The sequence below is a fragment of the Pedobacter sp. SL55 genome, assembly GCF_026625705.1.
Classification (GTDB): domain Bacteria; phylum Bacteroidota; class Bacteroidia; order Sphingobacteriales; family Sphingobacteriaceae; genus Pedobacter.
Map to the genome: position 1 here is coordinate 3,291,501 of NZ_CP113059.1, position 12,480 is coordinate 3,303,980.

Annotated in this window: 12 protein-coding genes; 4 read left to right on the forward strand and 8 right to left on the reverse strand. The window is 37.5% G+C overall.

The window, feature by feature from the left end; translation table 11 throughout:
• Positions 1 to 26: 26 nt before the first annotated feature.
• On the forward strand, positions 27 to 938 hold the full coding sequence (locus tag OVA16_RS14650) for a dienelactone hydrolase family protein (RefSeq protein WP_420712325.1): 912 nt from the start codon (positions 27 to 29) through the stop codon (positions 936 to 938).
• A 236-nt stretch (positions 939 to 1,174) separates the two neighbouring features.
• On the opposite strand, the gene OVA16_RS14655 is transcribed toward OVA16_RS14650, so the two are convergent.
• Positions 1,175 to 1,672, reverse strand: a complete 498-nt coding sequence (locus tag OVA16_RS14655) for an Lrp/AsnC family transcriptional regulator (protein WP_267760764.1) — start codon at positions 1,670 to 1,672, stop codon at positions 1,175 to 1,177.
• A gap of 129 nt (positions 1,673 to 1,801) precedes the next feature.
• Here OVA16_RS14655 and OVA16_RS14660 point away from each other — a divergent pair, with 129 nt between their 5' ends.
• The 3 genes from OVA16_RS14660 (at position 1,802) to OVA16_RS14670 (ending at position 4,969) form a co-directional block, all read left to right on the forward strand.
• On the forward strand, positions 1,802 to 2,863 hold the full coding sequence (locus OVA16_RS14660) for a PLP-dependent cysteine synthase family protein (protein ID WP_267760767.1): 1,062 nt from the start codon (positions 1,802 to 1,804) through the stop codon (positions 2,861 to 2,863).
• Positions 2,864 to 2,975: 112 nt separating this feature from the next.
• Positions 2,976 to 3,341: a protein-disulfide reductase DsbD N-terminal domain-containing protein gene (locus OVA16_RS14665; protein ID WP_324288417.1), complete on the forward strand. Its 366-nt coding sequence runs from the start codon at positions 2,976 to 2,978 to the stop codon at positions 3,339 to 3,341.
• A complete protein-coding gene (locus tag OVA16_RS14670) occupies positions 3,338 to 4,969 on the forward strand; it encodes a protein-disulfide reductase DsbD family protein (RefSeq protein WP_267760770.1) in 1,632 nt (543 codons plus the stop codon). The genes OVA16_RS14665 and OVA16_RS14670 overlap by 4 nt, the downstream gene beginning before the upstream one ends.
• Before the next feature lie 95 nt (positions 4,970 to 5,064).
• On the opposite strand, the gene OVA16_RS14675 is transcribed toward OVA16_RS14670, so the two are convergent.
• The 7 genes from OVA16_RS14675 to OVA16_RS14705 all read right to left on the reverse strand — a co-directional run bounded on the left by OVA16_RS14675 (position 5,065) and on the right by OVA16_RS14705 (position 12,478).
• Complete coding sequence (locus tag OVA16_RS14675) at positions 5,065 to 5,256, reverse strand: hypothetical protein (RefSeq protein ID WP_267760773.1); 192 nt, start codon at positions 5,254 to 5,256, stop codon at positions 5,065 to 5,067.
• A 158-nt stretch (positions 5,257 to 5,414) separates the two neighbouring features.
• Positions 5,415 to 6,212, reverse strand: coding sequence for a tRNA pseudouridine(38-40) synthase TruA (gene truA, locus OVA16_RS14680; RefSeq protein WP_267760775.1), 798 nt, complete (start codon positions 6,210 to 6,212; stop codon positions 5,415 to 5,417).
• 6 nt (positions 6,213 to 6,218) lie between these two features.
• A complete protein-coding gene (locus tag OVA16_RS14685) occupies positions 6,219 to 6,680 on the reverse strand; it encodes a DinB family protein (RefSeq protein WP_267760779.1) in 462 nt (153 codons plus the stop codon).
• 650 nt (positions 6,681 to 7,330) lie between these two features.
• On the reverse strand, positions 7,331 to 9,754 hold the full coding sequence (locus tag OVA16_RS14690) for a prolyl oligopeptidase family serine peptidase (RefSeq protein ID WP_267760781.1): 2,424 nt from the start codon (positions 9,752 to 9,754) through the stop codon (positions 7,331 to 7,333).
• Positions 9,755 to 10,150: 396 nt separating this feature from the next.
• On the reverse strand, positions 10,151 to 10,561 hold the full coding sequence (locus tag OVA16_RS14695) for a hypothetical protein (protein WP_267760783.1): 411 nt from the start codon (positions 10,559 to 10,561) through the stop codon (positions 10,151 to 10,153).
• Positions 10,562 to 10,566: 5 nt separating this feature from the next.
• Entirely contained in the window at positions 10,567 to 11,919 is a 1,353-nt protein-coding gene (locus OVA16_RS14700) for a hypothetical protein (RefSeq protein WP_267760786.1), read from the reverse strand.
• Positions 11,920 to 11,929: 10 nt separating this feature from the next.
• Positions 11,930 to 12,478, reverse strand: a complete 549-nt coding sequence (locus tag OVA16_RS14705) for an RNA polymerase sigma factor (protein ID WP_267760788.1) — start codon at positions 12,476 to 12,478, stop codon at positions 11,930 to 11,932.
• Positions 12,479 to 12,480: the final 2 nt, after the last annotated feature.

Sequence of the window (12,480 nt, forward strand, 5' to 3'; positions counted from 1 at the left end):
TTTATATATTTAAAATCCCCAAGTTTTTGCTTGGGGATTTTTTTGTTTATGCCTACCTTAGAGCAAACCTCAATACCAAAACCATGGATCAGAAAATTATTAACCTGTACGACTCATATACCCACAGCCAAATTAGCCGTAAAGACTTTATGAAAAAGTTGGCTATTTTAGCAGGCAGCACCGCATTGGCTTTAACTATTTTGCCAAGCTTAGAAAGCAATTACGCTTCGGCAGCAACAGTAAAAGATGACGAAGTATTTAGTGAAGAAATTACTTTTCCAGGAGGAGAGGGGAATATGAAAGGCTTGTTTGCCATGCCTAAAAATAACAAAAAGAAATTGGGAACGGTAGTGGTTATTCACGAGAATAGAGGTTTAACGCCACACATTAAAGATGTAACTAAGCGTGTTGCCTTAGCTGGTTTTTTAGCTTTGGGTTTAGATGCACTTTCTCCGCTTGGTGGCACACCGGAAGACGAAAACAAAGGCAGGGAAATGATAGGCAAACTAGATGCTGAGAAAAACCTGCAAAACTATTTAAAAGCATTAGATTTTTTAAGAGCGCACCCAATGGGTAACGGTAAAACTGGGGTAGTTGGTTTTTGTTGGGGTGGCGCCATGGCCAATAAATTAGCCGTTGCCGATCCACTTTTAAATGCGGCTGTGGCTTATTACGGTTCGCAAGCAAAAGCAGCAGATGTACCTCAAATTAAGGCGAGCCTGCTGTTGCATTACGGAGGTTTAGACGAACGCATTAATGCTGGTATTCCCGCTTATGAAGAAGCGTTAAAAGCAAATAAAATTGATTATCAACTGTATGTTTACGAAGGGGTAAACCATGCTTTTAATAACGATACCGCACCAACTAGATATAACGAAGCAGCCGCGAAATTGGCTTGGCAGCGTACGTTAGATCTGTTTAAAAAGAAGTTGAAATAGTAACTGGGTTACCTATGTCATCGGCTAAGCATTTCTCTAGAAACTGGTAATCATGGTTTTTGACATCCGTTAGAATAGTTTGGGGTAGGGCAACCAAACTCCCAAGCAGGTGTTTGAAAGCACTATACAGACCTAATTTTTTTAAACTTCCTCTTTAGGTTTGTGTATTTTAGTTCAAATCTATTTTTTGACAATAGTAAACTGTTGCTTGGTGCAAAACTAGTACACTACAAATGTTAAAGTGGATAGGCGGTATCGCTTTTGGTCTCAGAAAGTACAAAAAAGCTCTGAACAGTAGTAATATTTGGCAATAGAGAGAGTTTATTGCGATAAAAATCATGATATGCATCCATATCACTGGTCGCAATTCTGAGGATGAAATCGAAAGTGCCTGTCATTTGGAAACATTCCATTACCTCTGGAAATTTTGAGACTTCTCGCTCAAAGGTGCCAAGCGTTTCGTGGGTATGGTCGTTAAGTAGTACCTGGCTAAAGGCTATTAAATTTCTATTTATTTTTTTGCGGTCTAATATGGCTACGGTTCGTTTGATGTAGCCTAGCTCTTTTAGCTTTTTTACACGCTCATGTATGGTAGTTACCGCTTTATGAACTTTTAACGCAAGCTCTCGATGGCTTAGTTCTGCATTTTGCTGTAATAGCCTAAGTATTGCGATATCTGTTTGATCAAGTTCTTTGCCTATCATAATGTTGTGCCGAAAAATGTTGTCATACATCTGTTATTTATGATTGTAACGACTGGTTAAAATTAGGTTTTTTACTAATATTTCCGAAAAATAATCGGTTTTTTTATCAAGTATTGTTTGTTAAATCGAATTGGTTGAGTTTTACCATTCAAATAATTAATGATGATTGAGATGATTTCTTCAGCTGTTCATTCTAAATTGAGTGATCTTTGGCATTTGGTTGGCAATACGCCAATGCTATCACTTCTTTATAAATACAAGGGTAAACCTGGTAGAATTTTTGTGAAGTGCGAACATTACAATTTAACAGGAAGCGTAAAAGATAGGATGGCACTGTACATCCTTACACAAGCTTACCATCAAGGTCAAATTAATCAAGAAGATGTAATTGTTGAAGCTACCAGTGGCAACACCGGAATTGCTTTCGCCTCGATAGGTAGGGCACTGGGGCACCCCGTTAAAATCATCATGCCTAACTGGTTAAGCAAAGAGCGTAAAGATATTATCTCTAGTCTTGGTGCCGAAATTATATTGGTTTCTAAAGAAGAAGGAGGTTTTTTAGGAAGTATTGCCAAAAGTGAAGCTTTAGCGGCTAAAGGTGGGGTTTTTCTTCCCAAACAATTCGAAAATTGCTATAATGCCGAGGCTCATGAAAGAACCACAGGAGTAGAAATACATAAACAGTTAGCTTCTGTAAATTTAGAAGTGGATGCTTTTGTTGCTGGTGTAGGCACTGGTGGTACAGTAATGGGAGTTGGAAATTACCTTAGGTCGCAAAATGCCAACGTTAAAATCCATCCTTTAGAGCCTGCAGAGTCGCCAACCTTGTCTACTGGGTATAAAGTTGGAAGCCATCGCATACAAGGTATTTCAGATGAATTTATACCAAATATTGTTAAGTTGGATGAACTTGATGAAACCGTACAAGCTAATGATGGCGACGCAATTATTGTTGCACAGAAATTGGCAAGCCAACTCGGATTAGCGGTAGGCATTTCTTCTGGAGCTAATGTAATTGGCGCCATAAAACTAAATGAGCAAATGGGCGGAAATGCCATTGTTGTAACGCTATTGTCTGATAGTAACAAGAAATACCTTAGTACCGACCTGGTAAAAGAAGAACCCCTAAAAGATGGTTATGTTGCTTGCGACCTAGAATTTTTAGGATATGAACCTATTTCTAGATTGTCAGATAACCCATTTAATCTATTGAACCTTTAATCAATACACATAAACCAAACACATTTTATGAAACTATTTTTAACCACAGTGATGTTGCTAGTATCTAGCTTTGTTGCCAATGCACAACTAGAGCAGCCTGTTACTTGGAGCTATGCTGCCAAAAAAATTAACCAAAAAAGAAGCCATACTTTATCTCAAAGCCAGTATTGAACCTGGATGGCACCTGTATTCGCAGAAAATTAAAGCAGGAGGTCCGGTAGCAACCACTTTTACTTTTACTCCATCAAAAACATACACTAAAAATGGAGTAGTGATGGAACCTAAAGCTATCGAAAAAGAAGAAAAGGTTTTTAACATGACTGTTGGCTATTTTGAAAACAGTGCAATTTTTCAACAAAAAATTAAGCTTGTAGGTAAAACTCCTTTTACGGTAAAAGGCAAGGTAGAATATATGGTATGTAACGATAAACAATGCCTGCCTCCAACAGAAGTTGAATTTAATATTCCTGTAAAATGAAAAAATACCTTCTTTATACACTCGTGTTCTTGTTGGTGCTAACCGTTGGGCAACAAATGGTTTACGCACAGCAGCCAGATACCAGTGGACTAGTGTTTACAACTATAGAAGAAGATGTTGTAGATACAGCGGTAACAGATACCATTTCTCAAGACAAGAAAAAGGAGGTATTAACAGCGGGCAAGGAAACCAATGTTTTGACCGAAAACGAAGCTGCCAAACCACTTTTCTCTATTTTTTTATTAGGTTTCTTCGGTGGACTTGCCGCTTTGCTTATGCCTTGTATTTTTCCGATGCTACCTATGACGGTAAGTTTCTTTACCAAAGGTTCTAAAGATGGAAATGGTGTAGCTAAGGCGCTCTTTTATGGCGCAAGTATTATTGTGATTTATGTAGTATTAGGCCTTTTGGTTACTGTACTTTTCGGGGCAGATGCGCTTAATGATCTTTCAACAAATGGTATTTTTAACTTCCTGTTTTTTCTTTTGTTGGTGGTATTTGCCGCTTCTTTTCTCGGAGCATTTGAACTTACATTACCATCTTCTTGGGTAAATAAGATGGATCAAAAGTCGGATAAAGGTGGTATGTTAGGCATCTTCTTTATGGCTGCTACATTGGCCTTGGTATCATTTAGTTGTACTGGCCCCATTATTGGTACTTTGCTAGTAGAAGCGGCAACTAAAGGAGCTTTGCTTGGCCCAGCGGTAGGTATGTTTGGTTTCTCGTTTGCTTTGGCCATTCCTTTTGCATTGTTTGCTATGTTTCCAAAATGGATGTCGGCATTGCCTAAGTCTGGGGGCTGGTTAAATAGCGTGAAAGTAGTTTTGGGCTTGCTAGAGCTTGCTTTCGCATTGAAATTTTTGAGCAATGTAGATTTAGCCTATCATTGGGGGCTTTTCGATAGGGAAGTGTTTCTAGTGCTTTGGATTGCTATTTTTGGTTTAATGGCCTTGTATTTATTAGGAAAGGTTCGGTTTAGTCACGATAGCAAGGTTTCCCATCTTTCGGTGCCGAGAACATTCATCGCAATTTTAACTATTGCCTTTACCTGTTATCTTATACCTGGCTTATGGGGTGCACCTTTAAAAGCTGTGTCTGCTTTTCTGCCGCCTATGGCTACGCAAGACTTTGATTTGAGTTCGATAGAAGCACCGAGCGCCGCTCATACAGATACTGCTCCTCGCAAGTATGGAGAACTTTTTGAAAAGCCGAAAGGTTTTAATCCATTTTTTGATTATGATGAAGGTATGGCCTATGCCAAAAAAGTTAACAAACCCGTAATGATTGATTTTACTGGACACGCCTGTGTAAACTGTAGAAAAATGGAGGCTAGCGTATGGGTTGATAAGGAAGTGGCTAAAGTAATTAATGAAGATTATGTGCTGATACAGTTATACGTTGATGACAAAACTGACTTGGCGCCAGAAGAGGTGTTTACTACGCCAAAAGGAAAAGAAATAAGTACAATTGGTAAGAAATGGAGTTATCTGCAAACCAGTAGGTTTAAGGCAAATTCGCAACCTTATTACGTACTCTTAGATCAGAATACTGAACAGCCTATTGTTGCCCCTAGAGGCGCAGATTATGATATAAATAGCTATCTCTCTTACTTAAAGAGCGGTTTATAACAGATAACAGCCAGACTTGCAATCGTTCTTTTAGGTGGTTAATAATTAATTATACAGGGTATTTCGGCAAGTAGTACCCTGTTTTTATTTGTATATTATTCCTTAGGTGCTTTTTTTACCGAGTGAACTGGCTGTTCACTTTGTTCTCTTTGTTTAGCAGGTTGGGTATTCTTTACAGGTTTAATGTTTCCGTCTTCAATATCTTCCTTAACTGAGTTTAGAGGTTTGATATTTTTATCTGTTTTTTGTGGGTCTTTTCCACCTTTTGTATTTCCTGTGATATTCATCGCGTATACGTTTAATATTCTATGGAATAACAAAATTAAAACGGAGAATGTTTGATGATGAGCAACGTTTTTGGGAATGAGTAAAGATTTTTTAATTCAGGTTTGTCAAGTATTATCATTCGATTTATTACTGACTACTGATCACTTGCCCCTAATCCCTAAAGTTCTATCCAATCACTTTTAGCAAAATTATTAAATTCTGTTCTGGTTGGCAGGTTAAGGTAGGGATAAGTTACTTTAGAAAGGTATAATCCGGTAGGTAAGGCAATATCAAATTTTTCGGGAATTTCTTTAGTAGAAAGATGATGCTCAAACTGATCTACACTTAATTCGTTTTTGCCAATTTTTAATAGGTTGCCTGTTAAAATCCTAATCATTTTACTTAAAAACCGATTGGATGAAATATGAAACCTAAAGTGTTGTTCATCTGCCGAGCAATACAATTTGGCATCCATTACATTGCAAATGGTATGTTCGTTTTTATCTGGTGCGGTACAGAAAGCTCGGTAATCTTTATACTTTGGCAATAGCGCTACTGCCTTTTTCATCTCTTGTACGTTCAGGTTTTTTACATCGTAGTAAGAGCTCAGCTGACCTAAAAATGGGTTTTTATAGGTATGTAAATAATAATCGTATTTGCGCTGAACGGCATCAAAACGGGCATGTTGTTTCCCATCCATAGGGATGATATCGAACACGGCAATGTTATGAGGCAAAATTCTATTAATGATAAAGAAGAGGTCGAAGTCTATATCTCGCTCAATATCAACATGAAAAAAATATTGACTGGCGTGTACGCTGGTATCTGTACGTCCGCAACCATTGATAGCTATGGGCGTTTTAAAAATATTGCTCAGCTTAGCTTCAATGGCTTCTTGTACGCTGTGTGCTTTTGGGTGCCTTTGCCAACCATTGTAGGTATGGCCATTATAGCCGATGTGAAAAAAATACCGCATCAAAAATTAAACGAATTTTTTCATCATTAAGCTGCAACCATAATGCAAACCATCATGAGATGCAATGAATTTAATGGCATCTTCGATTTTTTCTAACCTTAGGTTTTTGTAAGTGCTAAGTGTGTATGCGGTGTAATTGGCAAACTTATCTGCAGCTAAATCTGTTTCTAGCTGATCAATAGTATCTAACAAATAAGCTTTTAACTGGGCAATTTCCTCTGTTGAAATAAAACTTTCGGGCTTAGAGCCATTTCTGTATTTGTCTACCAAAGAAGTATTAATTACCAATTCGTTATTTGATAACTTATAACATAAAACTTGCTGACTAACGACTAAATGTCCAATTTGCCAAGCTAGATTGTTGCTAAAACCCACTGGAATTTTGTTCATTTGCTCGGTACTTAAACCTTCTGTTAAACTTAACAAGGCCTTACGGCTAGCTCTAATTACTTCAAATATCTTGTTCATCTTGGCAAAGATAAGTTTCTTTACGTTAGCATTGCGTAAATTGAAAATTTGAGTTCGATTAACATTTTTCGTTTTTAAAACACCCCGGTCTTCGACCACCCCTCTGAAAGAGCTATCGTGTGTACACAAGTCCGAGGGTTTGTCGTCATTCCCGCGTAGGCGGGAATCTTAAAGCGACTAAAGGTTATGTCCCTTGCATTAGGATTCCCGTTTTCACGGGAATGACGCATTATTCATAAGAAAGAGCAAAAGATGTGTCCACACGATAGCTGAAAGAGGGGAATGTAGGTCGCAATTTCCCTCCTTTGGAGGGGTGCCTGAAAGGCTGGGTGGTTAAAAATCCTAATGGACTGCTTAAGTACAAACCAATTACACTTTAATAATCGAAGGTTGCTATTGCTTAGCCAATATAAATGGAACTTAGAAAAGCAATATTTTTGCATTTTAAACCTGACAGTAATGAAAATACTTTTTGTGTTGGTGGCGTAAATGGTTAGCCAAGCGTTCGCAAAAAGATTGTAATGAATGGCAGGACTACATTTTTGTGATTTGTACTGCCCTTGCTTTTCAAGTCAAAAAAAACATCCGATGAATAATTAAAACCATCGGATGTTTTTGATGCGAAACGTATCACATCTCAAAAACTTATATTATTTAGCCGTTGTTGGCTTGGCATTTTTTACATAAGTGTCTAACCATTTATTGGTTTCCCAAAGCATGTGCAAAATATTTTCTTTAGCTCTGTAACCATGCGCTTCGTAAGGCAAATAAACAAAACGTGTGGTGCCGCCATGGCCTTTAACCGCATTAAACAAACGCTCGCTATTGATAGGGAAAGTACCTTGGTTATCGTCCATTTCGCCGTGAATTAGCAGGAGAGGAGTTTTAATTTTATCGGCATAGCTGAACGGGCTCATTTCGTAATACAATTGAGGTGCTTGCCAATAAGTACGGTCTTCGTTTTGGAAACCGAAGGGTGTTAAAGTTCGGTTGTAAGCACCACTACGGGCAATTCCGGCTTTAAACAAATTAGTGTGTGCTAATAAATTTGCAGTCATGAAAGCACCGTAGCTATGTCCGCCAACTGCCATACGATTTCTATCGCCAACACCCATTTCACTTAATTTATTAATAGCTGCATCGGCATTTAATTTCAATTGCTCTACAAACGAATCGTTAGGGCGTTTACCTGCTGCAGCAACAATTGGCATTTCGGCATTGTCTAAAACGGCATAACCTTGTGTTACGTAAAAAATAGGTCCGCCAGAGCTAATGGTAATAAACTTGTTCTCTGAACCTCTAATTTGAGCAGCATCGCTTGCCGAGTTAAACTCACGAGGGTAGGCCCAAATTAAAGTAGGTAGTGGTCCGTCTTTGTCTTTGTTGTAGCCTTTTGGCAGATATAAATCGCCAGTTAAATCTACACCATCGGCACGTTTATAAGTGATTTTTTGCTTAGTAACCCCATCCAAGGCCGTGTACGGATTAGTGAAGTTCGTAATTTGTCTATCTGCAACGCGAAGCACTAAGTTTTTAACGAAGTAATTAGGGACATCAGTTTTACTTTCTCTACGAGTTAGCAGTACCAACTTTTGAGGATCTAAAACATCGGTAACTACTTCGAAAGTACCTTCTTGGCAACGCCATAAAATTTCAGATTTTTTAGTATTTAAATCGAACTTAGCGATGAAAGGTAAATCGCCTTTTGGAGAAGCACCAGTGGTATTATTTAATAACAATTTAGTGCCATTATCTGTAGTTAAAATTACCTGACGGCCAAACTTGTTTTTCTCTGTTACTGGAGAACCAGGGTTATTGTAAGCATCGGTGGTATTTAACTCGTAAAGTGTTTCTAAAGCACCAGTTGAAGGATTAAATCTGCTTACTCTACTGCTTTGTTTGGTTCTAGACATTTCTCTTACCAATGCTAAGTTGGCATTTCCCCAGCTTACACCTGCAAACCGAGTTTTAGTTTTGAAAAGCTCTTTTTCAGCGCCATTAAAAGGTGCTTTCAATTCATAAACAGCGTCATGAAATTCTACATTTTTTTTGATTAAACCGCTATCTAATGGCTTTGCCCAAACTATTGTAGCAGCTTCATCATCTCTCCAATCGAAACCACGAGCTACGTTTTGTACGTTGTCGTATCCAGATGGGCGAACTTCTGTTGAAGGTAATTCAGCTAATACTTTAACTGTTTTTCCAGTTCTGTCTATCACTTTTACCGTAGATGGGAAGCCGTAAGCGGCCACTAAGTACGAAAAAGGTTTTTTAATGGTACGTACCATTAAATAGTTTTTATCTGGAGATAAACTTACCGTACTGTAAATTGCTGGAGCACCAATTGGCGTTTCTACACCACCTTTGTTTTGTACCAATTGTGAAGTGGCGAAGAACTCGAACAATTGCTCATCATAAGGCGATTTAATTAAATCTTGGATAGTTGCACTTGGAGCAACTTTACCTAAGTTTTCTTGTACAGTTGGACCTTTTGGCGCTAATGGGCGCTTAGGTGCTGCGCTTGCTGGCTTGGTAGCCACTTGGTAAAGCAATGTGTTATCGTCTACCCAAACTATACTGGAACCTAAAATTGCATTTAGTGGTTGTTTATTAATTTTGGTTGCCTTTGCAGTAGCTACGTCAATTACATACAAATCAATTCTATCTTGTGAAGTCTGCGTGAATGCAATTTTGGTTTCGCTAGGACTCCAGCGCACGTTGCCCGCAAATAATGTGGCTGGCAAACCGGTAACTGTACTGGTTTTACCAGTTTTGATGTTTTTTAAGCTAAAGCTGTTAACGTAGGTTTGTCTACTAGGAGAGTAATTGTTAGGGTTGATACGCATTCCAGCGATTTTGTACTCAGGCATCGCTAATTCCTCAATTGAAGGGTAAGGATTGCGATCGCTAAATAAAATCCATTCTGCCTTGCCATCTATGCTAACCCCTGGCGTAGGTTTGGCCAATAGCAAATCGGCCATAATTTTTGGTGGAGTTTGATAGGTTACTGCATCTTGGGCAAATGCGGTACCGCCTAAACCTACCAATAACAGGTTAAGTATAACTTTTTTCATTTTCAATATATAAAAGTTTAATTGATGATATAAACTTACATATTGAAAATGACTTTAGCTTTTTGTATCAAAAATTTTGGATAAGTCTGATTAAAGTTTCTTGATATCGATGACGTTTATTAGTCCATCGTTTTGATATAACATGTAGCAAGTTGCTGGTATAGGCATATCATTCTTACACTCTTTAGTAAGGTTAAAGCTTGCTAAAACTTTTTGTCCGTTTTCAGATGATGTAGTTTTATTTACATTACAAACCTTGTAAATTTTGTCCAATACTTGCAGATAAGTTCCCGTACAATTTTTGATAACTGTTGCATTAGCATAACTTTCTTTTTTGCAGCTAACTACGGAGCAGAAAACCATTACAAAAAAAAATGTATAAAGGCTTCATAAGCGTTAGATTTTTACAAGTGTAACTACAGCAGTTTTTTGGTTTGAAGTTGTAGCTATCACAACGTTTTTCAATTGAATTTGATAGTCTACACCGTTTAAAGTTATTGTCTCTTGCGTTGGCAATTTAACAAGGTTACATCCGCCAGTACAAAGTTTTATCTTGTTCTCAGTTTCGTTAGTTTTTATTAATAAGTCTGCAGCTGCATATCCTTCCCAAACACAGGTTACATTAACCGGGCAGCGACTGTCGATAAGGTTAGAAGCGGTAACTGTTAAAGTTTGGGTTCCGTTAGCAAAAGAAACAGCTGTGTTTTCAATCAATTGATAAGTTCCAGAAATATCCGATTTTCCTTTTTTGCACGAAAGTGTAGCAGTCATGATCATCAGAAATAAAGCTTTGACAAAGAACTTCATGATCATTATTTTTTATTATTTCTGTTAAAATTGAATTTAAGGTTAAGTCCTGCCGAGCTAATTCTCAGGTTCTTATCGCCCATGGTGTTAAGTGCAGGTTTATAATAAGGTTCGAAAATTAAAACGTTGTTGCCTATGCTTTGGTTAATACCAATTGCTATGATGGCACTATTAGCAAAATCAAATCCTTTTAAGTTACTCTCTTCGGTTTGGGTTTGGGTTTGCGCTTCTCCATTTCTATATCCGAAATTACTTAAACTGTAATTGTAAGTATATTTTTGGCTAAGGTAAGAACTAGAGTTGATGCCCGTTGAAATGTAAAAATCTTGTTTTTTACTTGGAAAAAATTTTAACACCATTGGTAAATCGATACTCAAAAGTCTGCCGTTGAAACTTAAATCGTTAGTAGCAGTGGCAGAATATGCCAAACCAGCTACAGGTGCATTCATGTCGTTTGTGTTACTTTTAGAAGCAAACATAGCTTGCGAAATTTCTGCAGGTACTTTGTTGTCGTAACTTACCTTATTCTGACTAATGCCAGCACCAAAGCTTAAAACCAAATTTTTAGTCACTTTTACGTTAGCATTTAAACCTACTCCAGCACTTAATTTTGCCTCATTATCATCATGGTAATTGAAGAAAGTTCCTGTAAATACATCAAATGTTGTTTTAGAGGCTCCACTTTTCTTAGTTTCTTTATTTGCGCTGTTTGCCAATAATTTACTTTCTTCCTTTAAAAACTCTTCGGTAGATAGCTTTGGCTTTAAAGGTTTCTCCGTTGGTTGCTCTTCTTCATTTAGTATAGCATTTGCTGTGACCTTGTCGTCTGTTTTAGTTACTGCTACTATTGCGGTATTTTTATCTACTACAGTTGGCTGCTTTGTTTGCGCTCCGTCTGAATTTGAAACCACTACATTCATTTCTTTTGTAGCATTTGCATCGCCAATGGTATTATGCTGAGCGATATATTGTTGAGCTGTATTTACAACTTTTTCTAGCTCGTCATTTTCATTTCCTGAATTTTTAGGCAGTGTATAGGTATTTGTTTTAATGGTGTCTAATTTTATTGCTGAAATATTATCTGCGCTGTTCGGCTTAATGCTTTCTGGTAATTGGTTTTCTTTTGGTATAGTTCCGGCTCTTAAAATTACTTTTTCGGTATCAAACGCATTACTAAAATACAAGCCAACAACTACCAATAAGGTAGCGGCAATACCAGTTAACCACCAAATCGGCAGTTTTTTATTTTCTTTCTCAGGATATTTTTTGCGTAACTCAGCCCAACCTTGTTCTTCCAGACCATCATTGTAGTCTTCAAAAACAGATTTAATCTGATGTACTAATTCTTCGTCACTCATTTTCATACTTTTATTTAGTGTAGATGGAGTGGGTAATTAACAATTGTTGCAAAGCCTGCTTAGCCCTAGTTAAATAAGTTCTAGAAGAACTTTCGGGGATATTTAGCATACTTGCTATTTCTTTGTGAGCGTAGCCGTCAATTTCATATAAGTTGAAGACCGTTCGTTGCATTTCGTTTAAATTTTTCATTAGTGCCAAAATATCTTGAGCGCTCATTTTATCTATGGCAGAGGTGTGTATCTGTTGCGGAATGGTTTCAGTTAGTTCTATGGCTTCACTAAATCGCATCGATTTTCTTTTATAATCTAGCGAAGTGTTTACTAAAATTTTCCTAAACCAAGGCTTAAAATCGTTTGCTTCGTTAAAGCTGTTGATAGATTTGAAAACCTTGATAAAACTATCGTTTGCAGCTTCCAAGGCATCGTCTCTATTGCCTAAATAACGAATGCAAATACCCAAAGCGTAGCCATAGAACTGTTTGTATAGCAATTCTTGTTGGCGTAAATTACCTTTTTTACAAGAAGCAATGAGCTCAACTAAGCTCTGGTTGTCTGGCATTC